Here is a 26,096-nt window from a genome sequence, read left to right as displayed (position 1 = left end):
GGGTCTCGTGTGCCTCAGGGCAGCTCAGCGGACCAGGGCGGCGGGGACTCCGTTGCGAGGTGTGCGCTCGACCCAGGCGACGATCGGGGTCGCGGCGGCCCACGCGGCCACGAAGATGGCGGCGATCACCCACCAGCCCCAGCCACCGGTGTGAATGGCCAGGAACGTCAGCGACGCCGGGCCGAGCATCTTGGTCACGCCGCCGACCGACTTGCTCGCGCCCATGTAGGCGCCGCGCTGGGCGGGTGGCGGGATCTCGGTCTGCAGGTACCACTGGGCGCCCGACATCCACAGCTCGGTCGCGGTCAGCAGCACGATCGTGAGGGCCAGCAGGGCGATCGTCGCCCAGCCGTGGGTCGCGCCGCTCAGGGCGACCACCGGGCACGCGGCCACTGTGGCCAGCGCGGCCCACCGCAGCAGCCGGGTCGAGCCGGCGAGGCTGTCGGCGCCCCGGGTCGCTCGCACCTGCAGGGCCACGGCCATGATCGTGTTGATGGCGAACAGGACGCCCAGCAGCGGCTTCGGGGCGTCGGTCATGGTGATCGCCCAGAGCGGGACGACCTCGCCGAACAGGGTCGCGTTCAGCCAGAGCACGCCGAAGAGCGAGGCCAGCGCCGTGTACGGGTGGTCGCGCAGGACGCCCCACGGACTCGGCCTGGCCTCGGTGGGCCCGGCGGCGGCGTGCACGGCCGGCATCCGGGCCACGAAGAGCGCGTTGAGCGCCAGGCCGGCCGCGTTGGCCAGCACGAGGATCAGCAGGCCGCTCCGGGAGTCCAGGGCCAGCGCGGCCGCGCCCAGGCCGGAGCCGATCGTGAACCCGACGTTCAGGTAGGCCCGGGCGAACGCCATGGTCCGCACCCGGTCCTCGCGGGCCAGGGCGGCGCCCATGTAGACCATGCGGCCCGCGTTGGCCAGGGTGTCGGTCGCCGCCTCCGCGGTGATCAGCGCGAGGAACGTCCAGAACCCGCCGGTGACCGGATAGAGGGCGAAGACGGCAGCCCCGCCCAGTGCCCCCAGCACCCAGGACCGGCGCCCGCCGATCCGGTCGGCCAGGTGCCCGAGCGGAAGCGAGCCGACGAGACCGACCAGTCCGGCCACCGAGAAACCGATGCCGACCTGGATCGGTGACAGCCCGGCATAGAGCGTGAAGAAGACCACGCTACCGGTCAGGAACGTGCCGCCGCCGATCCCGAGCAACGCCGACTGAGCGGCGAGGCGCCGGGGCAACCCGGGCGGCGGCAGCACTTTATCCAGCGATCCCCGTAAATCCCCCATGCCGAGAACCTTGAAGCCCGGCCATCGGGGACATCCCGGTCGGGCGCTACGGCCGTTCGCCCGCGCTCAGGCCGGCGAAACCTCGGGTTCGGTGTGGTGCGTTTGGTGCCGGACCGGAGGCGTACGGGAAAATCAGTATTGGAAGTGGTCGAACGTCCAGGTGCGCTCGCCCCAGACCGTGCAGAGCGCAGTGGTGCCGTCGAGAGTGAAGTACATCTTCATCTTCTTGCGCGTATCCGGGCCATAGACGCCGTCCTTGTCGGTCTTCATCACGCCCTGCGCGTAGATGAGCGCGTCTTTGGTGTTCTGGCCGAAATCGCCGTCGATGGCGAGGTTGCGCTTGTAGCAGATGTTCAAGTTGCTCTGCAGACCCGTCACGGCGCCGCTGTTGTTGCCCTTGGCCAGGATGCAGTTGGTGCTCTTGCTCGAGGTGACGGGCACGTAGTTGGCGAGATAGCCGCCGGAGGTGAATTGCGCGGCCCGCGTGCACGAGACGGAAGCGGCCAGGCCACCGGCCGGAATGTCGGCGTTGGCGGGACCGGCGGTCGAGAGACTCACCGTCACGATCGCCAGCATGGTCACGGCGACCGCCGCGATCCGTTTCCTGATGTGGATCATCATTTCGTTCCTTCCCCGTTGGACACTGTCGAGCGGAATCTAGAACCGCAATTCGACCGGAGTCAATGGGAAATCAATGCGTGATCCATCGAAACGAATACATCGGTCCAAGATCGGACAGCGGCGTCCGGGTCGGGCGGATCTACGCTGATCGGCATGACCGCGGCGACGTCACTCACCGATTTCCTCAACGGCACCGAGATCGGCCGGCTCACCCCCGATCAGCGAAAGTTGATCGTCGAGCAGGCTCTACTGCTGCTGGAGCAGAATTACGCGCTGTTGCCGTTCAAAGTCGCCCGTTACGGCATCAATCCGGTGCAACGGCTGCGGCTGCTCGCCCAGCGTCTCGGCCGTGACGGCGACCCGGAACTCGAGTTCCGGATGCACGCCGAGCTGATCGACATCTTCAACTCGCTGCGTGACCTGCACACGCGCTACACCCTGCCGGAGCCGTTCAACGGGGTCGGGGTGTTCCTGCCGTTCCTGCTCAAGGAGTTCACCGAGGACGGGCGGCGCCGATACCTGGTCAGCAAACGGCAGGCCGACCAGCCCGAACTCGACGGCGACGCGTTCCACTTCGGCGTCGAGGTGACCCACTGGAACGGGGTGCCGATCGGGCGGGCGATCGAGCGGTTCGGTGACCGGCTGCCCGGCGCCAACCCCGACGCGCGGCACGCCCGGGCGTTGCAGATGTTCACCGTACGGTCGCTGGCCTTCGCGCCGCCGCCGGACGAGGAATGGATCGTCGTCGGTTTCCTCGACGCCGCGAATCAGCCGCGAGAGACCCGGCTGACGTGGAACGCGACGCCGATCGCGACGGCGGAGAGCGCGGCCGATTCGGAGGGCCCGCACAACCTGGGCGTCGACGTCGAGGGCGTTCAATTGTCGCGGCTGCGCGCGGAGCTGTTCGCCCCGGAGGCGCTGGTGGCCGAGGCGAGCGGGCGCCGCACCCAGAACGCCGGACCCGACAGCGTGCCGGTCAGCCCCGACCTGGCCACCGTTTTCGAGGCCCGCCGGGTGACGGCCGGCGGGCGAACGGTCGGGCATCTGCGGATCCGCACGTTCATGCCGACGGCCGGCGGGATCATTCCTTTCGTACGCGAGTTCGCGCGCCTGCTGAGTGTGCTGCCCCCGGACGGCCTGGTGCTCGACGTACGCGGCAACGGCGGCGGCAACGTCGTCGCGGCCGAACTCTGCCTGCAGACGCTGACCGGGCGCCCGGTCGAACCGGAGCCGGCCCAGTTCGCGGCGACCACGCTCAACCTGCGGCTGTGCCGGTCGAGCGACAGCCTCGAGCCGTGGCGCAAGTCGATGGACCAGGCCCTCGAGACCGGCGCACTCTATTCGGCGGGCGTCCCGTTCACCGAGCGGGAGTGGTTCGACGCGGTGCCGCAGTCCTACTTCGGGCCGATCGTGCTGCTCACCGACGCCCGCTGCTATTCGGCCACCGACATCTTCTCGGCCGGCTTCCAGGACAACGGCATCGGCGCGATCCTCGGCACCGACGGCACCACCGGCGCGGGCGGCGGCAACGTCTGGAAACTGGCCGACCTGATCGGTGCGTTCGACGGACAGACCGACGTGCCGTACCGGGCGCTGCCCCTGGGCGCGAGCGTGTCGCTGGTGATGCGCCGGGTGCTGCGGGTCGGCCCGAACGCGGGCACGCCCCTGGAGGACTACGGCGTGGTGCCGGACGACCGCCACGTCACCACCCGCCGCGACATCGTGGAGGACGACGCCGACCTGATGGCGGCGGCAGTCGCCCGGCTCGACAAGGCGGGTGCGCGGCGCTTCGACGTCACGCTCTCCGAGGCCGACGCCGACCTGACGGCGACCTTCGGAGTGCTGGGCATCGACCGGGCCGACATCGAGGTCGACGGCCGGCCACGCTGCAGCGCCGACCTGGGCGGCAATCCGGGGCCGATCGCGGTTACCGGCTCCGCCGGGGGTCAGGTGGTGCGGGTGCGCGGCTTCGACAAGGGCGAGGTCGTGGCGTTGCGGACCTTCGTACGCCGGGGCGGTAGCCTGCAGCCCCTCGGGACGCTGGAGGACTGAAAGCCGGAGCTTGTTCGGCTCAGCGCCCTCCACGCCGACCTGAGCGAAGCGTCTCACTCCGGCTGAGGCTCCGGGAAATCGTCCCTGATCAGCACGCTCATGGTCCGGGTCAGGGTTTCGCCGGCCGGGATGAGCAGGGGCCTCTCCCAGGCCAGGGCGGCGCCCACGCCGATGTAGTCGTCGGTTCGAATGAACCAGCGGTCGTCGCCGGACAAGCCCCGGAATGTCAGCGAATAGCGGTCGTCCACGGTCAGCGTCACCGATTCGGCGGCGCTGCCGTGCGGTTCGCTCGCGACCGCGCGGCCGGGTGGGCAGCGCCAGAAAAAGCCGCCGTAGCCCGCTCCCCCGTCGCGGCCGTTGGTGGCCGGGCTGCCGAGAGCGGTATCCCGAATCGAAGTCAACGAATAGGTCATGGTGAGCTCCCACCCACCCGCGGCGGCCGCGGCGCTGATCTCGCGGCGCTCGGTGAGTTGTGTGCGGCCGTCGCCGTCGTTCCAGCGCAGCCGCTCGACCAGCCCGCTACCCTCCCAGCCGTCGTGGCGGATCGTGCCGTGGTCGTCCAGCCATGTGTAACCCTGGTCGCGTACATAGGTACGGCCGCCCCAGAAGTTCCAGCCGTTCACGTCGGCGATGGTGACCGAGGCGCCGAGGTGCCACGGGTGGTCGAAACACAGCTCGTCGGTCACCACCGTGCCGCCGAGAGTTCGCACCGGATGCAAGTAGGGCCTCGGTGCCAGGCGGATGTCGAGCGGCGGGTCGAGCACGTAGGTCGCCACCTCGACGTCGCCGACGCGCAGGACGCTCATGCCACCGCCGCTTCGTAGCCGGCAATGGCCTCCGCCAGAACGGAAGCGCCCGGCCGTGACCACACTTCCTCGTGGAACACCTCTACCTCGACAAAACCATCAAAACCCGTTTCCCGTACGGCGGAAGCGAACCGTTTCATGTCGATCGCCCCGGTGCCCGGCAGACCGCGGCCCAGCAACACGCCCGACGGCAGCGGCGTGATCCAGTCGGCCAGTTGGAACGCGGCGATCCGCCCCTCCGCGCCGGCCCGGGCGATGCCGTCCCACACCGTGTCGTCCCACCACAGGTGATAGGTGTCGATCACCACGCCGACCGCGGACGCCGGGTAGGGCGACGCCAGGTGCAGCGCCTGGTCGAGGGTGGACACGACACAACGGTCGGAGCAGAACATCGGGTGCAGCGGCTCGATCGCCAGCCGCACACCGGCGGCCAGCGCGTCCGGAACCAGGGCCCCGATCGCGTCGCCCACGTGCCGGCGGGCGCTGTCGAGGTCGCGGCTCGAGCCGGGCAGACCGCCGCTGACCAGGACCAGCGTGTCTGTGCCGAGGTTCGCGGCCTGCTCGATGGCGCGCCGGTTCTCGTCGTACCAGTTCTCGTCGTGGAAGAAGCCGCCCCGGCACAACGAGGAGACCGTCAACCCCTGGTCCCGTACGAGGGAAGCGGCTTTCTCCGTGCCGAAGGCGGTGACCTCCTCGCGCCACAGGCCCACGGCCGACACGCCGACGGACACGCAGCCGGACACCAGTTCGTCGAGCGACCAGTACTTGGTGGTCGCCTGGTTCAGCGAGAAGCCCTTCACCGGTTCAGTCCTATGGTGGTCAGCCATGCGTTCGCACGTCGCGTAGCCATGTCAGCGTCGGGCAGCAGGCCTGCCTGGTCGGCGAGTCGCATGAGTTCCAGCAGGTGGCGTGGCGATCGGCCGGACTGGGCACCGTTCACCATGGTGAAGTGGTCCTGGTGGCCGGCCAGCCAGTTGAGGAACACGATCCCGGTCTTGTAGTGGTACGTGGGCGTGGCGAACAGGTGGCGGGCGAGCGGGAGGGTCGGCGCCATGATCGTGTTGTAGGTGGCGACGTCGCCGGCGTCGAGTGCGCGGAAAGCCCTTGCTGCCGGGGGCGCGATGACCGCCAGCACACCGAGCAGCGCCTCCGAATGCCCGTGCTCGTCGCCCAGGATCAGTGCCGGGTAGTTGAAGTCGTCGCCGGTGTACATCGCCACTCCGGGCGGGAGCCGCCGGCGCATCGCGATCTCGTAGTCCGCGTCGAGCAGCGAGATCTTGATGCCGGCGATCCGGTCCCGGTGCTCGGCGATGATCTCCTCGACCGTGCCGGGGCTGCCCCAGTAGCCGGCCAGCGCCGGATCGAACGCCTCGCCCAGCCAGTGCAGCAACACCGGCTTGTCGGTCTGGGACAGCAACTCGCCGTAGACATGTTTGTAGTCGTCGGCGTGGCGCGCAGCCGCGGCCAGGTGGCGGCTGCACATGAGGACCGGGGTGGCGCCGGCGTCCCGTACGTCCGCCAACTGCTCCAGATAGGCCTTGGTGATCTCGTCGACCGTGGCCGGGCCCGGGGGCAACTGGTCGGTGCCGACGCCGGCCACGATGGCGCCACCGACCGAGCGGGCCTCGACGGCACTGCGGCGGATCAGCTCACGGGTGGCCGGATAGTCGAGGCCCGCGCCGCGCTGGGCGGTGTCCATGGCCTCGGCGACGCCGAACCCGTACGACCAGAGGTGGTGCCGGAAACGCAACGTCGTGTCCCAGTCGAGCGCGGCCGGGGCGCCCGGGATGTTCTCCGCTTGCGGATCGGCGGTCACGGGTGCCGCCGCGTACGCGACGCGACTCTGGAACACGGGTCCCACTTGGTGCGCGGGTTCCACTTGGTGCGCGGGTCCCAACCGGTACTTGGTTCCACGACCGCTGAACTCGATCATCGGGGCAGCTCCGGGATCTCCAGGCGCCGGCCCTCGTTCGACGACTGCAGACCGAGCTCGGCCACCTGCACGCCACGCGCCCCCGCCCACAGGTCACCGGTGTACGGCGCGTCCTCGGCCACGTACCGCAGGAATTGCTCCCACTGCGCCCGGAACCCGTTGACGAACACCTCGTTGTCCGGCACCTGCTGCCACTGGTCGCGGAACCGCTGCCCGGTCGGCACGTCGGGGTCCCAGACCGGCTTCGGCGTGGCGGCGCGCGGCTGGATGCGGCAGTGGTGCAGGCCGGCGACCGCGCTGCCCTCGGTGCCGTCGACCTGGAACTCCACCAGTTCGTCGCGGTTCACCCGTACGGCCCAGGAGCTGTTGATCTGCGCCACGATCCCGCCGTCGAGCTCGAACAGGCCGTAGACGGCATCGTCCGCGGTCGCGGCGTAGGGCTCGCCGGACTCGTCCCACCTGCGGTCGACATGGGTGACCGAGCGCGCCGTCACCGCCCGTACGGGAGCAAAGATCTGCTCCAACACGTAATGCCAGTGCGGAAACATGTCGAGCGTGATGCCACCGCCGTCGGCCGCGCGGTAGTTCCACGAGGGGCGTTGCGCCGCTTGCCAATCGCCTTCGAAAACCCAGTAACCGAATTCCCCGCGTACGGAGAGAATGCGCCCGAAGAATCCACCGCGCACCAGCCGTAGCAGTTTCTGCAGTCCCGGCAGATAGAGCTTGTCCTGCACCACGCCGTGCTTGATACCGGCCTCGTCCGCGGTGCGCGCCAGGTCGATCGCTTCGCTGAGGCTCTCGGCCACCGGCTTCTCGGTGTAGATGTGCTTGCCCGCCTCGATCGCGGTGCGCAGCGCCTTGACCCGGGCCGACGTCACCTGCGCGTCGAAATAAACCTGCACATCGGGCCGGGCCAGCGCACCCTCGAGATCGGTGGTCCAGTCGGTCAGGCCGTGCTCGTCGGCGATCGCGCGCAACTTGGCCTCGCTGCGGCCGACCAGCACCGGCTCGGGCCACAGGACACGCCCGTCGCGGAGCGGGAGTCCGCCGTCGGCCCGGATCGCCAGGATCGAGCGGATCAGGTGCTGGCGCAGGCCCATCCGGCCCGTGACGCCGTTGAGGACGATGCCGAGGGGGGTTCGGTCCATGCTCTGCTGCCTCCTGGATTTGCCTGAGGTAAGCGCTTTCCTGATACCGTACGGGCGTGGTGGCGGGCGGGCAAGACCGGCGGCGGTATCCTCCGGTCTTCCGGACTTACGTGGGGGTGTGGCGTGGCAACGCTGGCGGACGTCGCACGCCGTGCCGGGGTTTCGACCGCCACCGCCTCGCGGATCATCAACGGCAGCTCGAAACCGGTGACCGACGAGTTGCGGGCGCGGGTGCTGGCGGCCGTGGCCGAGCTGCGCTACGTGCCCAACGCACACGCCCAGATGCTGGCCCGCAACAATCGCAACGCGGTCGGCGTGCTGGTCCACGACGTCTCCGACCCGTACTTCGCCGAGATCACCCGGGGCCTGCAACGCGTGGCCACGGCGAGCGGGCGGCTGACCATCATCTGCAACACGTTCCGCGAACCTGAGCGCGAGCTCGAATACATCGACCTGCTGCACGCCCACCAGGTGGCCGCGATCGTGGTGGCGGGTTCGGGCTACCTGTCGTCCGACGCCGAGACCGAACTCGACGAGCGGATGCTGGCCTTCGAGGCGACGGGCGGGCGGATCGCGGTGATCGGCCGGCACCACCACGCGTCCGACGCCGTCCTGCCGGCCAACGAAGAGGGCGGCTATCTGGCCGGGTCACACCTCTTCGAACTGGGCCACACCTCGGTCGGGGTGATCGCCGGGCCGGCCGCCTTGACCACGACAGCCGACCGCCTGGCCGGCCTGCAGCGCTCGGCTTCCGCGTACGGCCATTCCCTGCAGGTGGTCCATTCCGACTTCACCCGCGACGGCGGCGAGGCGGCCACCGCGTCGTTGCTGGCGTCCGACCCGTCGGTCACCGCGATCGCCGCCCTGAACGACTCGATGGCCGTAGGGGCGCTGGCCGCGATGCGCGCGGCGGGCCGTTTCCTGTCGGTGATCGGCTTCGACGACATGCCGATAGCCCGGGACGTGACCCCGTCGCTCACGTCGATCCGGCTGCCGCTGACCTCATTGGGCGAACGGGCCATGGAGTTGGCCCTCAACCCGCCCCCACCCAACACTCCCCCACGGGTCGAGACGGTGCCGGCCGAGCTGATCCGCCGCGACAGCACGTGGCCCGTCGCCCAGCGGCGTTAGATCCAGGCCTCAACCGCGGCGACAGCCCGGGGAACCGCTGTTTCCAGTGACTCGGCCGGCCCGATCGACTCGCCGTAGACATTCAGCCGGAACGTTCCTTCGGTGAACGGATGGAACGCCATGCCGTACCGCACCGAGCCGACCCGGTCGCGGGGATGAATCAGATGCAAGGTGCCGTGACTGACCCATGGCCGCAGCCGTCGCAACACCGGGTCGGCGCCCACGGCTGCGGCGACCACGCGGATGCCTTCGTCGCCGTGCGCGATCACCACGTGCCACAACGCCTCAGTGCCACTCTCGGAATCGGTGGCTCCGAGATGCTCGAGTTTCCCGACCGGCGTGCCTGCCTGCAGCCCGATCATCGTGTCCACCAGCGCAACCAGATCACGGGTCCGCCCGGCGGCAACTATCTCGTCGCCCACCCATACAGCCAGTTCATATTCACCGTCGTGGCACAGGTGCACAGTCGCGTAATCGTCGCCGGTCGGCAGAACAGCATCAGCACGCCCGAATCGATTTTTGCCGCGGGCGATTCCCTTCAGTGCGGCCCCTGACGCCGCAGCGATCTCCAGCATTTCATCAATCAACAGCACGACGCCGCTCCTTCCGGCAGGACACTCGGCTCACGCCGGAACTCGTCCTCGTCGGGCTCCGGCACGCCGCGCAGCAGCGCCTGAGTGTGCCCGTGCCGATAGTCGATCAGGTGGAACTGCCGCTGGTCGGCGATCCCGAGCTCGCCCCTGATCGATGACGTCACAGCCTGGCCTCCGACACGGTTTATATCTGGCATTTCCGACTTCGAGTACTGCGCATGCAGTAGCCCGGAGCCTGCGTGCGGACGATTTTGATCGGGCGTTTCCCGGCCACGCTTGATCCAACACCAGCGAAGGGAAGTCCGATGACCGTCCGAGTGCTCCTGGCCGACGACCAGCCCATTGTGCGCCAGGCGCTGCGCCACATGATCGACGCCGCTCCCGACATGACCGTGGTCGCCGAGGCTGCCACCGGTGTGGAGGCCGTGACCCTGTGCCGGGCCTTCGCGGTCGACGTGGTGCTGATGGACAACCACATGCCCGGCCAGAGCGGCGTGGCCGCCGCCCGCCGGATCACCAGCGACCCGCACCTGCCAGGGGTCCGGGTGCTGATCCACACCGCGTTCCTCACCGACGACCTGGTCGCGGAGGGACTGCCGGCCGGGGTGAGCGGCTTCCTGCAGAAGGGCGTCAACGCCCCGACGATGCTGCGGGCGATCCGGGATGTGGCCCCGGCCAACGCCCTGATCTGACTCAGGAGATGTTCCCGCCCGCCCAGAGGCCGGCGAGGAGAAAGGTCATCGAACCGAGGAACCACCACGACCAGATCACCGCCCGGCGATACCGGCGCAGGGACATGAGCGTGCAGACCAGCCCGGCCAGGGTCAGCGCGGCGGCCACGATCCACCAGACCCGTTGGTCCGGCCGCCAGCAGGCGCCCCACCCGTCGACGACCGGGTCGCACGGCTCGTCGCCGGGCCCCTGGATGGCGGGCAGCCAGTAGAGCAGCAGGTAGGCATTGATCAGAAGCAGCGGGACATCGATCGCGGCCACGATGCCCCGGGGCACACTCCAGCTTTCCACGGCCGACATCCTGCCCGCTTACAAGATGTGAGAGGTCGCGAAGGCCCCCGCGACCAGAAGCCCCATGGAACCCATGAGCCAGGGCCACCAGAGCCCCGGCCGGCGGAATCCCCGCACCGCCATGACGACGCAGATCACCCCCGGCAGAACGATCCCGGCCGACACGATCCACCAGAGCCGCGGTTCCGGCCGCCAGCAGGTCCCCCATCCGAGGAGCCCGGGCTCACAGATCCGCTCACCGGCCCCGACGACGGCGGGCAGCGAGTAGAGCAACATGTAGAGGTCGAACAGGAGCAGGGGCCCGACGACCCAGGCCACGAGCACACCCACGACACCGCGAAGCACCATCTCACCGCGACCCACCGCACCGTCCACATCGGCATCGTGCACCGCTCGGCCAACCGGGCCAAGCCGCCGGCGGTAACTGTCTTCGAATCGCAGCAACGGCTCCGAGATCGCGTGCGCGCCCGCTTCTCGCCGACCGGCGACCGAGGGGGCCGGCCCGCGACCGACAACCGGCCAGCGACTAAAGGCCAGCGGCGGCTGAACACCGGCCAGCAACCGAAGGCCGGCCCGCGACCGACAGCCGACCAGCGACTGAAAACCAGCAGCGGCTGAACGCCGGCCAGCGACCGACAACCGGCCAGCGACTAAAGGCCAGCGGCGGCTGAACGCCGGCCAGCGACCGACAACCGGCCAGCGACTAAAGGCCAGCGGCGGCTGAACGTCGGCCAGCGACTGAAGCCGGCCCGCGACTGAAGGCCGGCCCGCAACCGAAGCGGCGTGGGCGTTCCCGAGCTGTTTGCAGGTTCAGGCTCGCTAGCAGGGGTTCTGCCCGCAGGCGTTTGCAGGATTGCCCGCTTCTCTTGAACTGAGCCCACCGAGCCGCCTAGCGTCCGCCAGGAAAGGCCTTACCTCAGGACATCAGGAGCGGAGCGGCATGCGCAGACGGACATTCCTCGGCGTCTCGACGGGGGCGATCACGGCCGCCTCCCTCATCGGTGGGCGGCCCGTGTCGGCGACGGCCCGGCGGCCCCGCGTGGTGGTGGGCCGGGACTTCGCCACGGTCCAGGAAGCCGTCGACGCGGGCGGTGCGGTGATCGGGGTGCTTCCCGGGACGTACAGGGGAAAGGTTGTCATCCCCTCGGACCGGCCGGGTGTCAGCATCGTGGGGCTCGGACGGCGGCCCGAGGATGTGGTGATCGCGGACGATCGGGCCAACGGGACGCCGAATCCGGCCGGTGGCACGTGGGGGACGACGGGCAGCGCGTCGGTGACCGTCGACGGGGCGGGATTCCGGGCGCACAACCTGACGTTCGCGAACCTGTTCGATGAAGCGGCGCACCCGGAGATCACCAACCGGCAGGCGGTGGCGGTGCTGACGCGGGCCGACCGGGTCAGTTTCACGCGCGTACGGTTCCTCGGCAACCAGGACACGTTGTATGCGAACAGCAGCGCGGCGACGACGGTGGCTCGCGCGTACTTCCGGGACTGCTACGTCGAGGGCGACGTCGACTTCATCTTCGGCCGGGCGACGGCGGTGTTCGATCGGTGTCGTGTTCATTCGCTCAATCGCGGGTCCAGCCCGAACGGGTACGTGACCGCGCCGAGCACCGATACGAGCAATGCGCACGGCTTTCTGTTCGCTCGATGCGCGTTCACGTCCGATGCGCCGGCCGGAACCGTCTTCCTCGGCCGGCCGTGGCACCCCAGCCAGGACCCGAACGCCATCGGGCAGACGATCATCCGCGAGTCGCGCATCGACGCGCATATCGGATCAACCGCATGGAGCGATTTCGGTACGTGGTCCTGGCGCGAGGCGCGATTCGCCGAGTACCGGAACGTCGGGCCGGGCGCCGCACCCTCACCGGACCGTCCGAAGTTGACGCCGGCCGACGCCGCGCTGCAGACCGTGCCCGCGTTTCTGCGCGGTACGGACAACTGGGCGCCGGATCGCTCACTCTGACCGCTGCAAATTTCCTGCGTCACCCGATCCATTGACGACGGTCGAGTCGCGTGTGAATGTGATGCGGCAAGCGCTTTCCCGCACTTCAGAAAGGCCCCGCTATGCCCGTCGCCGCTCCCTTGGCGGGACTCGTCGCCGCGTTGCTCCTCGCGCCCACGACGATCCCCGCGGCATCGCCGGACGCCGTCCGCATCTCGGCCGCCGCGGCCCGGGTCGCGCGCGAAAGCCTCGCGCCGGACGATGGCTGGGCGTCCGCGGGCGCGGGAACGACAGGCGGATCGGCGGCCGAGGCGGCGAACGTGTCCGTGGTCCGCACCCGCGCGGAACTCGTCGCGGCCATCGCGGGCGACACCCCGAAGATCGTGTTCGTGAGTGGTCGCATCGACCTGATGGACGGCCTGTCCTGCAACGACTTCACCGATCCGGAGTACACGGTGGACGGCTTCCTGGCCGCCTACGATCCGGCGGTCTGGGGGCGCGCGGCCAAGCCGTCCGGCCCGCTCGAGGACGCCCGGGTCCGCTCGGCCAAGCGGCAGTCCGACCACATCCGGATGACCGTCGGCAGCAACACCACGGTCCTCGGCATCAACGGCGGCCGGCTCGAGCACGGCAGCCTGATGCTGACCAACGTGAGCAACGTGATCGTCCGCAATCTGGAGGTCACCGACGCGGCCGACTGCTTCCCGGCCTGGGACCCGACCGACGGCACGGCCGGCAACTGGAACTCGCTCTACGACCTGATCTCGCTGAGCGGCGCGACCAACGTGTGGATCGACCACAACACGTTCAGCGACGGCAACAACCACGACCGCGATCAGCCCGTACGCTTCGGCCGCCCCTACCAGGGGCACGACGGCGCGACGGACATCATCCGCGGTTCCGACCTGGTCACGGTCTCGTGGAACGACTACTACGACCACGACAAGACCATGCTGATCGGCTCGACCGACACCCCGGGCGTCGACGTCGGCAAGCTGCGCGTCACCGTGCACCACAACCGTTTCGGCAACGTCGGGCAACGGGCTCCCCGCGTACGCTTCGGCCAGGTCGACGTCTTCAACAACCAGTACTTCGGTACGGACGAGGACACGTACGTCTATTCACTCGGGGTCGGCGTCGAGTCGAGCCTGTACGCCGAGAACAACTACTTCCGCCTGAGCGCCGACGTGCCCGCCTCCGACGTGATCGCCTACTGGAAGGGCATTCGCATCACCGCGATCGGCTCACTCCTCCAGACGTCGCACCGCCCCGCCCAGCCGGTCGACCTGGTCGCCGCCTACAACGCCGCCCACGACCCCGACCTCACTCCGGACGCCGGCTGGACCCCCACCCTGCGCACCCGCCTCGATCCCACGGCGGCCGTCCCGGCCCTGCTCAGCAAGGGCGTAGGAATCCGGCGCATCCTCTGACCCAAGCCGCCAGGCACACACGAGTGGCTGTTCCGATCAGACGCTATTACGGAGCAGCCGCCGCCTCCCCCGCCCACCCAGGGACGCGGGTGAGAGTAGTGCCTGTGGGGTGCCAGTGCTGGTGTCGTCCACAGGCACGATCGGCCAATTCTGTCGGCCGGGGAGCTTCGGTGGCATCCGGAGGCGAGGTTGCGGGAGCTCGGCCTCGGTGAAGTGGCGCGTGGCACGGCGTACGGGAAAATGGGGAAAACCACTCGGACGAGGGCTCGGGCGGGCACGCTGGGTGCATGCATGTCGGCGTGATCGGAGCAGGGCAGCACGGGGCGCAGCTGGCCGAGTGGTGTGCGGAGAGCGGCCACGACGTCGCGGTGTCGTCGCGGCATCCGGAGCGGCTGGGAAGTGTGGTCGACCACCTGTTCGGGCATGGGGCGGCGCTGCCGGTTGCGCAGACGGTGACGTTTGCCGACGTGGTGCTGTTCGCGCCCAACTGGGAGTCGGCGTACGAGGCGATCGAGCTGGCCGGGACCACGCTCGACGGCAAGATCGTCATCGACGCGACCAATCCGACGTCGCCGGCGGCCGGGGAGATGAGCGGGTTCGAGCAGTTGCAGTTGTGGGCGCCCGAGGCGCATTGGGCCAAGGCGCTCAACACGCTGCCGACCGAGGTGCTCGACCGGCGGCGCGGGCATGATCCGTTGCTGGCCGAGTTCGTGTGCAGCGACCACCGTGACGCCCGGCTGGCCGCGTCGCAGCTGATCCGCGAGATGGGGTTCGCTCCGTTCTACGCGGGCGGCTCCGAGACGGCGCGGCTCACCGAACCCGGCGGGCCGCTGCAGAAGCATGAGGTCGACGTCTTCCACGCGCAGGATGCGCTGGCCGACGCCTTGACCACGATGCGTTAAACCTCGACCGTCACGTACTGCTTTCCGGTGGTCGTGACGACGCGTACGGCTTCGACCGTCGACGGATCCATCAGCGCGCTGCCGTTCAGCGTCGTTCCGCCCGCCTCGCCGTTGGGTGACACGAGCCAGCTGCCGGCGACCGCGGTCGAACCGTCGCGGCCGACCACCTCGAGCACGCACTTCTCACCGGCGGGAATGCCGCCGACCGTGGCCGAGACACGCACCCAGCCCGCGGCCGGACTCACTGCGACCTGCATGCGCGCGCCGGTGGCGGCGTCCGTGCCCGAGGCGACCCGCGCGCCCGCCGGCACCGACAGGGTGGCCGTGGGCTGGGCAACCGCTTCGCCCGCGGGTGCCGTTCCCCGGCCGACCAGCACTCCCCCGGCGACGGCGATCGCGACGACAGCCGCGGCGATCGAGGTCACCGCGGCGACCCGCTTGTAGCGGCGGCCGGACGACTCGCGCCGCACCTGGCGCAGGGTGCGCTGCAGCAGCAGGTCGCCGTCTTCGGGCGGGCCGTCGAGCAGCATCTCTTCGGGCACGCCGCCGAGCTGGTCGGACCACTGCTGCAGCGAGTCACGCTCGGCGCGGCACTCGGCGCAGCCGGCAAGGTGCTCGTCGGCCTGGGCCTTCTCCTGCTCGGAGAGCATCTCCAACAGGTAGCCGGCGATGTCGACGTGCTTGTTCGCGCTGTCGGGGGTGCTCATGTGGCCAACCGTTCCGTGCCGGCCTCGCGCAAGGCCCGCAACGCGTAGAAGGATCGGGATTTGACCGTCCCGGGCGGGATGCCGAGCGCCTCCGCGGCCTCGGCGACGGTGTTGCCCTTGAGGTAGACCTGTTCGAGCACTTCGCGGTGCTCGGCCGAGAGCCGGCTGAGCGCGTCGACCACCACCATCGACGTCACCACGCGGTCGGAGTGGTCCTGCTCGACGGCGGCGTCGGGTGGGCTCTCGGCGACCTCGGGCGGACGCCGGTTCCGGGCCCGGATCTGGTCCAGCACGATGTTGCGGCAGACCGTGAGCAGCCACCCCCGTACGGAACCCTTGCCGTTGTTCAGGCTCTCGGGGTGGCGCCAGGCTCGCACCAGCGCCTCCTGGACGACGTCCTCGGCGGCGGCGCGATCCCGGGTCAGCTGCGTGGCGTACGCGAGCATGGCCCGGCCGTGTTCCTGGAACAACGATCTGACCAGCGCTTCATCGGCCACCTCCCGGTGCGGTCTGTGTCTGCTCGCCGGCATCCGTCTCTTCTCTTCCCGTGGCACTGTCGCGCTTCATCGGAAAACGACATCGATGAAAGTACTGCGCCGCGGCTACTACCTGTACGTCCCGTACGGCGTACCCGGATCAAGATTTTCCGAAAGTGGCACACCGGCGTGAACCGATCGGGGGACGGCGTCGTGTGGGAGGCAGGCCTGCAGATCTGAGACGGGAGACGGCCATGAGGAAGATCTACGTCGCGGTGATGCTGGCCGGTGTGGCGAGCATGGCGGCGGCCTGTGGAAGCCAGGCAGCCCCGCAGGAGCAGATTCCGGTGGCGGCCACGGCGGCGCCCAATCCGCTGGGACCGGGCGAATTGCCGGAGTTGGCGGGAGTCGCGGAGAACCCGAGCGCGACGCCGACAGCCCCGGCGACCGCCCCGATCGCGGATAAGAAAGGGGACAAGGCGCCCGTCGTCGCCAAGACCCAGAAATGGGTGAAGATCTTCAGCGGTCCGTCCGACCAGGACATCACCCCGCCGAAGTCCCGCACCAGCGGCAGCAAGACGGTCGAGCTCAACACCGCGGAGAACGCGCAGATCGGCACCTACGTGACCGACGGCGCCGGCCGGACGCTCTACCGCTTCGACAACGACACCAACAAGCCGCCCAAGTCGAACTGCAACGGCGACTGCGCCACGGCCTGGCCGCCCCTGCTGATCAAGAGCCCGGGCAAGATCTTCCCGGACGGCATCGACCCCAAGATCATCGGCTATGTCGAGCGGGCCGACGGCCACTGCCAGGTCACCATCAACGGCTGGCCGGTCTACTACTTCGTCGCCGACGCCAAGCCCGGCGACATCAACGGCCAGGGCCTGAACGGCAAGTGGTTCGCCATCAAGCCGGACGGCGGCAAGACGAAGCCCCTGCCCGGCCCACTGTCTTCCAGCGGCACCAAATAGCACCATCGGGGGCGCGCCCGGCGATCGAAATGATCGCCGGGCGCGGCGTATGGTCGGCTTCGATGAATCTCAACGATCTTCTCGAGCAGGCGGCGGCCCGGCACGGCGTTCCCGGTGCGGCGGTCGCGGTGGGCCAGGGCGACGAGCTTCACGAGGGCGCGTACGGGGTGCTCAACCGCGAGACCGGCGTCGAGACCACGCCCGACAGCGTCTTCCAGATCGGCTCGGTCACCAAGATCTGGACCACCGCGCTGGTGATGCAACTGGTCGACGAGGGCCGGGTCGACCTGGATCAGCCCGTCCGGCGCTATCTGCCCGAGTTCGCCGTGGTCGATCCGGCCGCGACCGAGGCGGTGACGGTCCGGCATCTGCTGCTGCACATGGGCGGGTTCGACGGCGACCTGTTCGAAGACACCGGCCGCGGTGACGACGCGGTCGACCGCTATCTCGTGCATCTGGCCGGGCATGCGCATCAGATCGCCCCGGCCGGCGAGCTGTTCTCGTACTGCAATTCGGGCTTTGTCGTTCTCGGCGCGCTGGTCGCCCGGCTGCGCGGCGGCACGTGGGAGTCGGTGCTGCGTGAGCGGCTGATCGAGCCGCTGGGCGTGCAGCAGATGGCTCTGCTGCCCGAAGAGGCGATCGTCTTCCGGGCCGCGGCCGGCCATCTCGACGACGGCCGGGTGGCACGTCCGTGGGGCATGCCCCGATCGAACGGCCCGGCCGGGGCGACGCCGTGTGCAGCGCCGCGCGAACTCGTCCGGTTCGGGCACATGTTCCTGGCCGGGGGCGAGGGTCTGCTGTCGGCGGCCGCGATCGAGGCGATGACGACGCCGGTGCTGACCCTGCCGCCCTATTCCGGGCGGGGCGACTCGAGAAGAGGGCTCGGGCTCGAGGTGTTCGACTGGTCGGGAACGAAGGCGTACGGCCACGACGGCGGCACGATCGGGCAGTCGACGCAGTGGCGGGTCGTCCCGGAGCACTCGCTGGTGATCGCGATCAACGTCAACGGCGGCCACTCCACGCCGTTCTTCGACGAGGTGCTCGACGCGATCGTCGCCGACCGCACCGGTGTCGTCGTGCCCCCGCGGGCGGTCCCGCCGAGCGGCCCGTTCACGCCCGGTCCGGCCGAGTTCGCGGGCCGCTACGAATATCCGATGTACACCTACGACATCCGGCCCGACCCGACCGGCCTCGAGGTCACCGCCACCCCGCTGGGGCTGCTGGCCGAGATGGGCCTCCCGGTCACGACGATGCACTACGTGGCCCTGGGCGGCACCAGCTTCATCACGACCGAGCTCGACGAGGGCGTCCACTCGACGTTCACGTTCCTCGACGGCGGCCGATACGTCTACGGCGGCCGCGTCGCGAAACGCGTAGGGTCCTGACCATGGTGCCGCGCTTTCCTGACGGGTTTCTGTTCGGTTGCTCCACGGCCTCCTATCAGATCGAGGGTGCCGTCGACGAGGACGGGCGCGTGCCCTCCATCTGGGACACGTTCTCCCATGCCAAGGGCGGCGACACCGGCGATGTGGCGTGCGACCACTATCACCGCTACTCCGAAGACGTCGCGCTGCTGAGTGAGCTCGGGGTGGGCGCCTACCGCTTCTCGATCGCGTGGCCGCGGGCGGCTGACCTCGGCTTCTACGACCGGCTGGTCGACGCGCTGCTCGAGAAGGGCATCGTGCCGCTGCCGACGCTGTTCCACTGGGACCTGCCGCAGTCGATCGAGGACCACGGCGGCTGGCTGTCGCGCGACACCGCGTCGAAGTTCGCCGACTTCGCGACGCTGGTGGCGGGGCGCCTGGGCGACCGGGTCACGCGCTGGATCACGCTGAACGAGCCGATCGTGCACATGGCGCAGGGTTACGCGTACGGGACGCACGCCCCCGGCCGCGAACTGATGCTGCAGGCCCTGCCGGTCGCGCACCACCAGTTGCTCGGCCATGGTCTCGCCGTGCAGGCGCTGCGGGCGACCGGTGCCACCGAGGTCATGCTGACGAACAACTGCACTCCCGTACGCGCGGCCGACGACTCCCCGGCCGCCGCGGTGTACGACGCCTTCCACAATCGGCTTTTCAACGACCCCGTACTGCTGGGCTCGTATCCCGATTTCCTCGCTTCCGCTCTGGAGCCGGTGATCAGGCCGGGCGACCTCGACATCATCAGTACGCCGATCGACGCGCTGGGCATCAACTACTACAACCCCACGCTGATCGGGGCGCCCACCGCCGATTCGCCGCTGCCGTTCGAAATGCTGCCGATCGAGGGCGTGCCGACGACCGCGTTCGGCTGGCCGGTGGTGCCCGAAGGACTCACCGAACTGCTCACCAGCCTGCGCGAAACGTACGGGAAAAATCTCCCCCCGATCTACATCACCGAGAACGGCTGCTCGACCGACGAGGGCGTCGACGACCAGTTCCGCATCGACTACCTCGACTCCCACCTGCGGGCACTCCACGACGCGATCAGCGCGGGAGTCGACGTACGCGGATATTTCGTCTGGTCCCTGCTCGACAATTTCGAGTGGGCCGAAGGCTATTCCCAGCGGTTCGGCCTCGTCCACGTCGATTTCCAGACCCTTTCCCGTACGCCTCGTCGCTCGTTCGCGTGGCTCCGGGACGCCCTAGCTGAATAGCGCGCTGTACCCGTTCAGGGCCGGCTGGCCGCCGAGGTGGGCGTACAGCACGGTGGAGTCCTTGCCGATCTCGCCCCGGGAGACCAGGTCGATGAGAGCGGCCATCGACTTGCCCTCGTAAACCGGGTCGGTGACCATTCCCTCCGTACGGGCGGCCACGCGCATCGCCTCGAGAGTGGTCTCGTCGGGGATGCCGTAGACGCCGGCGTGATAGCGCTCGTCGAGCCGGATCTCGTCGTCCTTCAGATCGCGGCCCAGCCCGATCAGCGACGCCGTGTTGCGGGCGATCCGGGCGACCTGGGCGTGGGTCTCGGCCGGCTTGGCGCTCGCGTCGATGCCGAGCACCTGGCGTGGACGGCCGCCCGCGTCCTCGATCGCGGCGAACCCGGCGATCATGCCGGCCTGGGTGCTGCCGGTGACCGAGCAGACGATCACGGTGTCGAAGAAGACGCCGAGCTCCTGTTCCTGTTGCGCGACCTCGTACGCCCAGTTGGCGAAGCCGAGTCCGCCGAGCTTGTGGTCGGACGCGCCGGCCGGGATAGCGTACGGCTTGCCGCCGGAGGCCTCGATGTCGCGCAGGGCCTGCTCCCAGCTCTCCTTGAAGCCGATGCCGAACTCCGACCGTACGAGGCGTACCTCGGCCCCGGCGAGCCGGCTGATCAGGATGTTGCCGACCTTGTCGTAGACCGGGTCGGGCCATTCGACCCAGCTCTCCTGCACGAGCACGCACTTGAGGCCGGCCCGGGCGGCGACGGCGGCGACCTGACGGGTGTGGTTCGACTGCACGCCGCCGATCGACACGAGCGTGTCACAGCCCTGTGCGAGGGCGTCGGCGACGAGATATTCCAGCTTGCGGGTCTTGTTTCCCCCGTACGCGATCCCGCTGTTGCAGTCCTCCCGCTTGGCCCAGACGGCCGCCCCGCCGAGGTGCTCGGTGAGCCGGTCGAGCCGGTGCACCGGGGAGGGGCCGAAGAGCAGCGGGTAACGCTCGAAGTCGATCATGCGGTTCTGTCCTCCAACGATTGCCAGATCAGTGCGGTGAGGCGGGTCGCCTCGGGGGCATCGCCGGCGGCGCAGGCGGCGATCAGGTCGTCGTGCCGCTCGACCGAGCGGCGGGCGTGGCTGTGCGCGAACCGGAGGCGCTCGAGCCGGCGGATCAGCGGGGTGTAGCGCTCGATGGTGGCGGCCAGGGCGCGGTTGCCGCTGGCCCGCACGAGGACGCCGTGCAGCTCGTCGTCGGCCGCCATGGCCGCATCGATCTGACCGCTTCGCGTGGCTTCTTCGAAACGGCGGTTGGCCGCGCGCATCTCGTCGATCTGTTCGGCGGTGAGGTGGCCGACGGTCGCGCTCGCCGCCAGCTCGTGCATGGCCCGCACGACGGCGGCGGCGTCGCTGACCTCGCGCGGCAGCACCGGGGTGACCCGGGTGTAGCTCTGCGGCTTCATCTCGACCAGGCCCTCACCGGCGAGCCGGGCCAGGGCGTCGCGCACCGGGGCCCGGGACAGGCCGAGCCGGTCGGCCAGCTCGGCACTGTTCACCACCGCCCCCGGGGCCAGGTCACCGCGCACGACGGCATCACGGATCGACTCGTACGCCGTCTCGCGCAGCAGACGCCTCTCCACCCGTTCCACAACTGAAATGTTAGATGTCAGCGCCACGGAACGCCAGGGCCGATGAGTTTCGTCCGGTTCGCCGGTCCTACCCGCATGACGAACCCGATTGTCGACATGGCCACGTGGCAGGCGGCGCGAGACGCTCTTCTCGTACGGGAGAAAGCCCACACCCGGGCCGGGGACGCGCTCGCCGCCGAGCGCCGTCGCCTACCGATGGTGGAGATCGACGGAACTACCCCGGTCGTGGGGCCGGACGGGCCGGTGCCGTTCACCGACGTGTTCGCCGGCCGCGACGAGCTGATCCTGTACAAGCACATGTGGTACGACGGCGCTCCGCACCAGGGCCAGTGCGAGGGCTGCACGTTTGCGGCCTGGCACCTGCGCGACCAGACCTACCTGAACGTGCGCGGGGTCTCGCTGGCGATCGTGACCACCGGACAGTGGGACGAGGTGGCCGCGTTCACCTCGTTCATGGGTTACGAGCAGCCCTGGTACTCGGTGCGCGACGCGCCCGCGCTCATCGGCGACGGCATGGGCGGGTTCGCCTGCTACCGCCGCGACGGCGACCGCACCTTCCTCACCTACAGCACCACCGGCCGCGGCACGGAACCGCCGAGCGGCACGTTCGCCCTGCTCGACCTGACCCCGTACGGGCGGAAGGAATCCTGGCAGGACGTGCCGGACGGCCACGAGCCGTGCTGGTACTGGCGCACCACGGCCGACGGGACGCCGAGCTGGGGCCCGGAGAGCCGCCCGGCCCCACAGTGGACCCGCCCCGGCGCGACCCCCGCGCACACCCTGGGCCGCACCGGCCACCACCACTGACGGGACGTCGCCGGGGATCGACGTTCGCTAGGATTCGGCGGTGCCGCAGGATCCCGAGGATTTTCTGGTCGACTGGGAACGCAAAGTCGAGCAGCAGACCGCCAAGACGACCGAGCTCAGCCACCGCATGCAAGAGGTGCGGGCGACCGCCGAGTCGCACGGTGGCGAGGCTGTGGTCACGGTCGACCACTCGGGCGGGCTGGCCGGGCTCGATCTCAGCGAGCGGGCGATGCGCCTGCCCCCGGCCGAGCTGGCGGCGACGATCCTCGAGACCAGCCGCCGCGCCCAGTCCCGGCTCGCCGAGCGGATGAACGACCTGGTGACCGGGCTCTACGGCGAAGGGTCGGAGACCGCGAACTTCATCGGCGGCACCTACGCCGAGCAGTTCCCGCGGCCGCCCGAAGACGATGAGGAGAGTGACCGTCGATGAGCGACGTCTACATCGACTCCGAGGGCGTGCGCCGGCATGCCTCGATGGTCGACGAGGCCGGGCGGATGTGTGACGAGGCCACGGCCGGTGCGCAGTACATCGATCTGCACGACGAGGTGTACGGCATCCTCTGCAGCCCGCTCGTGCTCCCGCTGGTGCAGCCGTTGCAGGACTGGGCGATCAGCGAGCTCAAGAACGGCGCCGACGCCACCGCCCACGTGGCCGAACTGCTGCGGGCCGTCGCGGCCGACGCCGACACGACCGACGGCAACGCGGCCCGCATGATCAAGGAGAGCGGCTCTTGAGTGGCGAGACGTTGACCCGGGGCAGCCTGATCGCCGCGGAGGGCGAGACCAAGGGCTACGAGGGTGCGGGCATCTTCGAGTCGGCGGCCGGCGTGGTCGACAACTGGAACAGCGGCGACTGGTTCGGCGTCGCCGGCAACGGTCTGGCCACCGGCCTGGGTCTGCTCGGCGCGGTGATGGACCCGCTGCAGGCGGTCTTCGCGGCCGGTGTCGGCTGGCTGATGGAACACGTCAGCTTCCTGCGCGAACCGCTCGACAAACTGTGCGGCGACCCCAAGGCGATCGAGGCGCACGCCCAGACCTGGTACAACATCGAGGCCCGCATCTACGAGGCCACCGACTTCTTCGTCGACGAGGTCAAAAAGAGCACCGACGCCTGGGCGGCCAGGTCGGCCGAGGCCTACCGGGCGATGGCCCGCGGGCACGCCGAGGCGATCCAGGCGATGGGCAAGGTCGCCGACTTCATGAGCAAGGCGACCACGATCGTCGGCGCGATGGTCGGCGTCGTGCGCAACACCATCCGCGACATCGTGTCCGAGGTGGTCGGTGCCTGCATCTCCAAGGCGATCCAGGCCCTGACCGTGGTGCTCATCCCCAAGGTGGCGGCCGAGGTCGCGATCCTGGTCGGCGAGTGCAGCACCAAGATCCTCAACCTGCTCAAGCGGCTGTTCGCGGCGGTCAAGCGGGTCGGCGTGCTCACCAAGCAGATGGGCAGCGTCCTCGAGCAGATCGGCCAGGCCAACCGCAACGTGCTGCGGCTGCAGGCGTTCCGGATGGAGGCGGCCGGCACCGCGGGTACCGGCTTCAAGGGCTTCAAGACGGCGTACGACCTGATCGGCCAGGGGCACGAAGCCGTCTACGGCGCGGCCAAGAACGTGGTGATCGAGACGTCCAAGGCGGCCCCCAAGACGAACGGCTCGCAGAACACCGGGGCGACGGCCGATACGCTCAGGGGCGACAACCCGTCACCGACGCCCATCGATCTTCCGCTCTGATCGACAGGAGCAGCCGTGGAGCCGCAGGACGACCGGATCGCCAGGCGCCTGGCCGAGATCCGCGCGCAGGAGAAGGCCCTCGACGATGAGGCCGCGGCGGCTGCGGCGACCCCCGAGGTGATCGAGGAGCGCCAGGGCAGCCGGATGCGGTCGGTGGTCTTCGTGGTCGTGCTGCTGCTGGTCGGGCTGGGCCTGACCGGGGCGGCGGTGACCATGTCGCGGCTGGCCGGCCAGAGCATGGACGACGCGACCCGCACCGGACAGGCCACCGTGTCGTCGTGCCACGAGCAGGGGCCGGTCACCACCCGCGGCTTCGGCTACTGGGACAGCTGCGCGACGTCGATCAAGTGGGACGACGGGCAGGACGTACGGGTGACGGTGGGTGCGGTGTTCACGTCGGCCGACGTCGGCAAGACGATCGAGGTCGGTGACGTCGGGCGCCATCGGCAGAGCCAGAAGCTGGCCCGCGCCGATGTCGAGGCCCGGCCGTGGCTGCGCTGGATCGGTTATCCGGTGCTGGTGATCGGCGTCCTTCCGCTGATCTTCCTCGGGGTCGTGCTGGCCGGGTCGGTCCGCCGCCGGCGCTGACCTCCGGCGGCGGCAGCTCCGGCTCAGTGCCGGCGGCGACTCCGGCTCAGTGCCGGCGCCGACGTGTCATGGCGACGGCCGCAACACCCAGCGCGATCAGCAGCAGTCCGCCGGTGGCCGCGGCGGCGATGTTCGCGCCGGTCAGGGCAAGGGCGCTCTCGTCCCTCGGCTCGGCTTCAGCGACCGGTTTGATCGCTTCCACGGGCGGCTGCGGCGTCACCTCCACGGCCGGCTCGGTCACCTCCACGGCCGGCTCGGTCTCGTCCACGGCTGGCTCGGTCTCGTCCACGGCAGGCTCCGTCACGTCCACGGCCGGCTCCGTCGTGGCCACGGCAGACGGCGCTCGGGTCGCGTCGTTCAGTGGCGGCGTCGACGCCTGCGCATACAGATAGCCCAGCGCGACATCCAGCAGGTGCGCCTTCCCCAGCATCACCTCGACACGTACGGCCGCGGCCTCCGCCCGTACGGAATAATCGGTGATCGTCTGACGTGGACCGCCGAGCGAGATCCGGGCCGACAGCAGCGACGCCGTCCCCACTCCCCCGAACAGATCGACCCCGACGCTGTCGTCCCCGGTGTCCAGCGTCGCGACGGGCTTCCCGGCCGCGGTCACCTTCAGCACGGCCGGCCGGTAGTCGACCTTGGCCCCCGCGCGGGAACCGGTCGCCGTGACGGTCAGCGTCGGCTGGGTGACGACCTTGACCGAGACCTCCTGCGGCGTCCCGGCGAACAATGTCACCTCCGACAGCGCCACCCCCGCCGCCGATCGCACAGCCCGACGACCCTTTTCCCGTACGAGGTCAGTCGCGCTCTGCGTGGACCCGGTGGGCCCGATCCGCAGCAGGCTGGTCGGCTGGGCCGCACCGGCCGGGCCCCGGGCCAGGAGCGCCGGGATCGTTCCGCCACCGCCCAGGAACTGCGCCCCGGCCAGCATGGTGGCACTGCGCGTGAGCGGACCGGCTTTCCCGCACCCGTACGCGTCGTCCCAGCTCGAGTCGGCCGTCGACTTCCCCAGTCGGATCGTCGCCAGGCCACCCGCGTCGAGGCCGGCCACCGTGTTTCGCGCCTCGACGGCAGTGTCCTTCCCGGACGGCGCCCGGCTCTCCGCCACCGTGCCCGCGAGCGGGACGCCCGGCACCCGCAACCCGAGCAGCTTGGCGTCGGCGTACCGGCCGGTCGCGATCGTCCGGTCGGGCCGGCGTCCACTGTCGGCGCTGCCGTGGGCCGAGGCCAGCCGCACGTCGGCCAGCGCGGGCAGGTCGGGGCGCAGCACGCCGGCGTCCAGCACACTGATCTTCGCGAGGTCGGCCTGGGCGGTCGCCGTGAAGCGCGGACCGTCGCAGTCACCGGTCGCCCCGTGCGCCTCGGCCGGGATCGCCACGACGGTCAGAGCGGCGACGGCGGCGGCCGCCGCACCCGAGAATGCAGGATGCGTCCGTGAAGCAGTGAAGGGCATGAAAGCCTCGCAAACCGGTCGACGACGGTGTCCGGCCTGACCATCGCGATCACGTTTCCGAGGGGTACGGACGCTTACGTCTGTTTCCTTCATGAGTGCATTCCGGCAAATTACACAAGACGCGTCTTATCGTCATCAACGATCGGCGGCGTACGGGGACACCGGGACAGCTGACGTCCAGGGAGCCGAGATAGATTGCGAGAACAACTCGGATCGGCGTGGAGGGCGATTCA

29 protein-coding genes are annotated in these 26,096 nt (G+C 69.7%); 14 read left to right on the top strand and 15 right to left on the bottom strand.

What is annotated here, in order from left to right; all coding sequences use genetic code 11:
* Positions 1-24: 24 nt before the first annotated feature.
* Both KOI35_RS33055 and KOI35_RS33050 read right to left on the bottom strand, forming a co-directional pair.
* A complete protein-coding gene (locus KOI35_RS33055) occupies positions 25-1,275 on the bottom strand; it encodes an MFS transporter (RefSeq protein ID WP_215792616.1) in 1,251 nt (416 codons plus the stop codon).
* A 132-nt stretch (positions 1,276-1,407) separates the two neighbouring features.
* Positions 1,408-1,896, bottom strand: a complete 489-nt coding sequence (locus KOI35_RS33050) for a peptidoglycan-binding domain-containing protein (protein WP_215792615.1) — start codon at positions 1,894-1,896, stop codon at positions 1,408-1,410.
* Positions 1,897-2,049: 153 nt separating this feature from the next.
* Here KOI35_RS33050 and KOI35_RS33045 point away from each other — a divergent pair, with 153 nt between their 5' ends.
* Complete coding sequence (locus KOI35_RS33045; protein WP_215792614.1) at positions 2,050-3,948, top strand: S41 family peptidase; 1,899 nt, start codon at positions 2,050-2,052, stop codon at positions 3,946-3,948.
* Positions 3,949-4,001: 53 nt separating this feature from the next.
* Here KOI35_RS33045 and KOI35_RS33040 read toward each other — a convergent pair whose 3' ends face one another.
* The 4 genes from KOI35_RS33040 to KOI35_RS33025 all read right to left on the bottom strand — a co-directional run bounded on the left by KOI35_RS33040 (position 4,002) and on the right by KOI35_RS33025 (position 7,835).
* Entirely contained in the window at positions 4,002-4,754 is a 753-nt protein-coding gene (locus KOI35_RS33040) for a DUF6807 domain-containing protein (RefSeq protein ID WP_215792613.1), read from the bottom strand.
* Positions 4,751-5,581 (bottom strand): sugar phosphate isomerase/epimerase family protein, encoded by an 831-nt coding sequence (locus tag KOI35_RS33035; protein ID WP_246614152.1) that lies wholly within the window; start codon positions 5,579-5,581, stop codon positions 4,751-4,753. The genes KOI35_RS33040 and KOI35_RS33035 overlap by 4 nt, the downstream gene beginning before the upstream one ends.
* Entirely contained in the window at positions 5,551-6,606 is a 1,056-nt protein-coding gene (locus KOI35_RS33030; protein ID WP_438870641.1) for a DUF993 family protein, read from the bottom strand. Before KOI35_RS33030 ends, KOI35_RS33035 begins: the two co-directional genes overlap by 31 nt.
* A gap of 77 nt (positions 6,607-6,683) precedes the next feature.
* Complete coding sequence (locus KOI35_RS33025) at positions 6,684-7,835, bottom strand: Gfo/Idh/MocA family protein (protein WP_215792611.1); 1,152 nt, start codon at positions 7,833-7,835, stop codon at positions 6,684-6,686.
* Between the two features lie 123 nt (positions 7,836-7,958).
* Between KOI35_RS33025 and KOI35_RS33020 the strand changes: the two genes are divergently transcribed.
* Positions 7,959-8,966, top strand: coding sequence for a LacI family DNA-binding transcriptional regulator (locus KOI35_RS33020; protein ID WP_215792610.1), 1,008 nt, complete (start codon positions 7,959-7,961; stop codon positions 8,964-8,966).
* On the opposite strand, the gene KOI35_RS33015 is transcribed toward KOI35_RS33020, so the two are convergent.
* Both KOI35_RS33015 and KOI35_RS33010 read right to left on the bottom strand, forming a co-directional pair.
* A complete protein-coding gene (locus KOI35_RS33015) occupies positions 8,963-9,559 on the bottom strand; it encodes a DUF6193 family natural product biosynthesis protein (RefSeq protein ID WP_215792609.1) in 597 nt (198 codons plus the stop codon). The two genes, KOI35_RS33020 and KOI35_RS33015, sit on opposite strands and share 4 nt — an antisense overlap.
* Positions 9,550-9,723: a hypothetical protein gene (locus KOI35_RS33010; RefSeq protein ID WP_215792608.1), complete on the bottom strand. Its 174-nt coding sequence runs from the start codon at positions 9,721-9,723 to the stop codon at positions 9,550-9,552. Before KOI35_RS33010 ends, KOI35_RS33015 begins: the two co-directional genes overlap by 10 nt.
* 141 nt (positions 9,724-9,864) lie before the next feature.
* Here KOI35_RS33010 and KOI35_RS33005 point away from each other — a divergent pair, with 141 nt between their 5' ends.
* Positions 9,865-10,251 carry a response regulator gene (locus KOI35_RS33005; protein WP_215792607.1) on the top strand — a complete coding sequence of 129 codons (387 nt, stop codon included), beginning with the start codon at positions 9,865-9,867 and terminating at the stop codon, positions 10,249-10,251.
* Between the two features lies 1 nt (position 10,252).
* On the opposite strand, the gene KOI35_RS33000 is transcribed toward KOI35_RS33005, so the two are convergent.
* Positions 10,253-10,582: a hypothetical protein gene (locus tag KOI35_RS33000; protein WP_215792606.1), complete on the bottom strand. Its 330-nt coding sequence runs from the start codon at positions 10,580-10,582 to the stop codon at positions 10,253-10,255.
* A gap of 18 nt (positions 10,583-10,600) precedes the next feature.
* Entirely contained in the window at positions 10,601-10,957 is a 357-nt protein-coding gene (locus KOI35_RS32995) for a hypothetical protein (protein WP_215792605.1), read from the bottom strand.
* 565 nt (positions 10,958-11,522) lie between these two features.
* On the opposite strand from KOI35_RS32995, the gene KOI35_RS32990 reads away from it, so the two are divergent.
* The 3 genes from KOI35_RS32990 (at position 11,523) to KOI35_RS32980 (ending at position 14,859) form a co-directional block, all read left to right on the top strand.
* A complete protein-coding gene (locus KOI35_RS32990; RefSeq protein WP_215792604.1) occupies positions 11,523-12,548 on the top strand; it encodes a pectinesterase family protein in 1,026 nt (341 codons plus the stop codon).
* A gap of 101 nt (positions 12,549-12,649) precedes the next feature.
* Positions 12,650-13,957: a pectate lyase family protein gene (locus KOI35_RS32985; protein WP_215792603.1), complete on the top strand. Its 1,308-nt coding sequence runs from the start codon at positions 12,650-12,652 to the stop codon at positions 13,955-13,957.
* Between the two features lie 287 nt (positions 13,958-14,244).
* Positions 14,245-14,859 carry an NADPH-dependent F420 reductase gene (locus KOI35_RS32980; protein ID WP_215792602.1) on the top strand — a complete coding sequence of 205 codons (615 nt, stop codon included), beginning with the start codon at positions 14,245-14,247 and terminating at the stop codon, positions 14,857-14,859.
* Here KOI35_RS32980 and KOI35_RS32975 read toward each other — a convergent pair.
* Both KOI35_RS32975 and KOI35_RS32970 read right to left on the bottom strand, forming a co-directional pair.
* Positions 14,856-15,566 (bottom strand): anti-sigma factor family protein, encoded by a 711-nt coding sequence (locus tag KOI35_RS32975; RefSeq protein ID WP_215792601.1) that lies wholly within the window; start codon positions 15,564-15,566, stop codon positions 14,856-14,858. The two genes, KOI35_RS32980 and KOI35_RS32975, sit on opposite strands and share 4 nt — an antisense overlap.
* Positions 15,563-16,096, bottom strand: a complete 534-nt coding sequence (locus tag KOI35_RS32970) for a sigma-70 family RNA polymerase sigma factor (protein WP_215792600.1) — start codon at positions 16,094-16,096, stop codon at positions 15,563-15,565. The genes KOI35_RS32975 and KOI35_RS32970 overlap by 4 nt, the downstream gene beginning before the upstream one ends.
* A gap of 200 nt (positions 16,097-16,296) precedes the next feature.
* On the opposite strand from KOI35_RS32970, the gene KOI35_RS32965 reads away from it, so the two are divergent.
* From KOI35_RS32965 to KOI35_RS32955, 3 genes are all read left to right on the top strand, one after another.
* Positions 16,297-17,016, top strand: coding sequence for a COG4315 family predicted lipoprotein (locus KOI35_RS32965; RefSeq protein ID WP_215792599.1), 720 nt, complete (start codon positions 16,297-16,299; stop codon positions 17,014-17,016).
* Between the two features lie 62 nt (positions 17,017-17,078).
* A complete protein-coding gene (locus KOI35_RS32960) occupies positions 17,079-18,401 on the top strand; it encodes a serine hydrolase domain-containing protein (protein WP_246614151.1) in 1,323 nt (440 codons plus the stop codon).
* Positions 18,402-18,403: 2 nt separating this feature from the next.
* Positions 18,404-19,651: a GH1 family beta-glucosidase gene (locus KOI35_RS32955; RefSeq protein WP_215792597.1), complete on the top strand. Its 1,248-nt coding sequence runs from the start codon at positions 18,404-18,406 to the stop codon at positions 19,649-19,651.
* Here the strand turns inward: KOI35_RS32955 and KOI35_RS32950 are convergent.
* Both KOI35_RS32950 and KOI35_RS32945 read right to left on the bottom strand, forming a co-directional pair.
* On the bottom strand, positions 19,640-20,653 hold the full coding sequence (locus KOI35_RS32950; protein ID WP_215792596.1) for a 1-aminocyclopropane-1-carboxylate deaminase: 1,014 nt from the start codon (positions 20,651-20,653) through the stop codon (positions 19,640-19,642). The genes KOI35_RS32955 and KOI35_RS32950 overlap by 12 nt on opposite strands.
* Positions 20,650-21,282 (bottom strand): GntR family transcriptional regulator, encoded by a 633-nt coding sequence (locus KOI35_RS32945; RefSeq protein WP_215792595.1) that lies wholly within the window; start codon positions 21,280-21,282, stop codon positions 20,650-20,652. Before KOI35_RS32945 ends, KOI35_RS32950 begins: the two co-directional genes overlap by 4 nt.
* Positions 21,283-21,357: 75 nt before the next feature.
* Here KOI35_RS32945 and KOI35_RS32940 point away from each other — a divergent pair, with 75 nt between their 5' ends.
* From KOI35_RS32940 to KOI35_RS32920, 5 genes are read left to right on the top strand one after another with little or no spacing between them, the layout of a single operon-like run.
* Positions 21,358-22,089, top strand: a complete 732-nt coding sequence (locus KOI35_RS32940; protein WP_215792594.1) for a DUF899 family protein — start codon at positions 21,358-21,360, stop codon at positions 22,087-22,089.
* A gap of 40 nt (positions 22,090-22,129) precedes the next feature.
* Positions 22,130-22,519, top strand: a complete 390-nt coding sequence (locus tag KOI35_RS32935) for a YbaB/EbfC family nucleoid-associated protein (RefSeq protein ID WP_215792593.1) — start codon at positions 22,130-22,132, stop codon at positions 22,517-22,519.
* Entirely contained in the window at positions 22,516-22,824 is a 309-nt protein-coding gene (locus KOI35_RS32930; protein ID WP_215792592.1) for a type VII secretion target, read from the top strand. The genes KOI35_RS32935 and KOI35_RS32930 overlap by 4 nt, the downstream gene beginning before the upstream one ends.
* Positions 22,821-23,819, top strand: coding sequence for a hypothetical protein (locus KOI35_RS32925; protein WP_215792591.1), 999 nt, complete (start codon positions 22,821-22,823; stop codon positions 23,817-23,819). Before KOI35_RS32930 ends, KOI35_RS32925 begins: the two co-directional genes overlap by 4 nt.
* Positions 23,820-23,834: 15 nt before the next feature.
* Complete coding sequence (locus tag KOI35_RS32920) at positions 23,835-24,407, top strand: DUF6346 domain-containing protein (RefSeq protein ID WP_215792590.1); 573 nt, start codon at positions 23,835-23,837, stop codon at positions 24,405-24,407.
* Between the two features lie 46 nt (positions 24,408-24,453).
* Here KOI35_RS32920 and KOI35_RS32915 read toward each other — a convergent pair whose 3' ends face one another.
* A complete protein-coding gene (locus KOI35_RS32915) occupies positions 24,454-25,863 on the bottom strand; it encodes a hypothetical protein (protein WP_215792589.1) in 1,410 nt (469 codons plus the stop codon).
* Between the last annotated feature and the right edge of the window lie 233 nt (positions 25,864-26,096).

The organism is Paractinoplanes bogorensis, assembly GCF_018829635.1.
Classification (GTDB): domain Bacteria; phylum Actinomycetota; class Actinomycetes; order Mycobacteriales; family Micromonosporaceae; genus Actinoplanes; species Actinoplanes bogorensis.
This window is presented reverse-complemented; position numbering and strand designations above follow the sequence as displayed.

Coding starts and splice junctions, on each gene's coding strand:
- KOI35_RS33040 (WP_215792613.1), bottom strand. CDS start 4,754: ATGAGCGTCCTGCGCGTCGGCGACGTCGAGGTGGCGACCTACGTGCTC.
- KOI35_RS32985 (WP_215792603.1), top strand. CDS start 12,650: ATGCCCGTCGCCGCTCCCTTGGCGGGACTCGTCGCCGCGTTGCTCCTC.
- KOI35_RS33005 (WP_215792607.1), top strand. CDS start 9,865: ATGACCGTCCGAGTGCTCCTGGCCGACGACCAGCCCATTGTGCGCCAG.
- KOI35_RS32955 (WP_215792597.1), top strand. CDS start 18,404: ATGGTGCCGCGCTTTCCTGACGGGTTTCTGTTCGGTTGCTCCACGGCC.
- KOI35_RS33050 (WP_215792615.1), bottom strand. CDS start 1,896: ATGATGATCCACATCAGGAAACGGATCGCGGCGGTCGCCGTGACCATG.
- KOI35_RS32965 (WP_215792599.1), top strand. CDS start 16,297: ATGAGGAAGATCTACGTCGCGGTGATGCTGGCCGGTGTGGCGAGCATG.
- KOI35_RS32990 (WP_215792604.1), top strand. CDS start 11,523: ATGCGCAGACGGACATTCCTCGGCGTCTCGACGGGGGCGATCACGGCC.
- KOI35_RS33035 (WP_246614152.1), bottom strand. CDS start 5,581: ATGGCTGACCACCATAGGACTGAACCGGTGAAGGGCTTCTCGCTGAAC.
- KOI35_RS33025 (WP_215792611.1), bottom strand. CDS start 7,835: ATGGACCGAACCCCCCTCGGCATCGTCCTCAACGGCGTCACGGGCCGG.
- KOI35_RS32980 (WP_215792602.1), top strand. CDS start 14,245: ATGCATGTCGGCGTGATCGGAGCAGGGCAGCACGGGGCGCAGCTGGCC.
- KOI35_RS32915 (WP_215792589.1), bottom strand. CDS start 25,863: ATGCCCTTCACTGCTTCACGGACGCATCCTGCATTCTCGGGTGCGGCG.
- KOI35_RS32960 (WP_246614151.1), top strand. CDS start 17,079: ATGAATCTCAACGATCTTCTCGAGCAGGCGGCGGCCCGGCACGGCGTT.
- KOI35_RS32950 (WP_215792596.1), bottom strand. CDS start 20,653: ATGATCGACTTCGAGCGTTACCCGCTGCTCTTCGGCCCCTCCCCGGTG.
- KOI35_RS32940 (WP_215792594.1), top strand. CDS start 21,358: ATGACGAACCCGATTGTCGACATGGCCACGTGGCAGGCGGCGCGAGAC.
- KOI35_RS32975 (WP_215792601.1), bottom strand. CDS start 15,566: ATGAGCACCCCCGACAGCGCGAACAAGCACGTCGACATCGCCGGCTAC.
- KOI35_RS33045 (WP_215792614.1), top strand. CDS start 2,050: ATGACCGCGGCGACGTCACTCACCGATTTCCTCAACGGCACCGAGATC.
- KOI35_RS33055 (WP_215792616.1), bottom strand. CDS start 1,275: ATGGGGGATTTACGGGGATCGCTGGATAAAGTGCTGCCGCCGCCCGGG.
- KOI35_RS32970 (WP_215792600.1), bottom strand. CDS start 16,096: ATGCCGGCGAGCAGACACAGACCGCACCGGGAGGTGGCCGATGAAGCG.
- KOI35_RS32930 (WP_215792592.1), top strand. CDS start 22,516: ATGAGCGACGTCTACATCGACTCCGAGGGCGTGCGCCGGCATGCCTCG.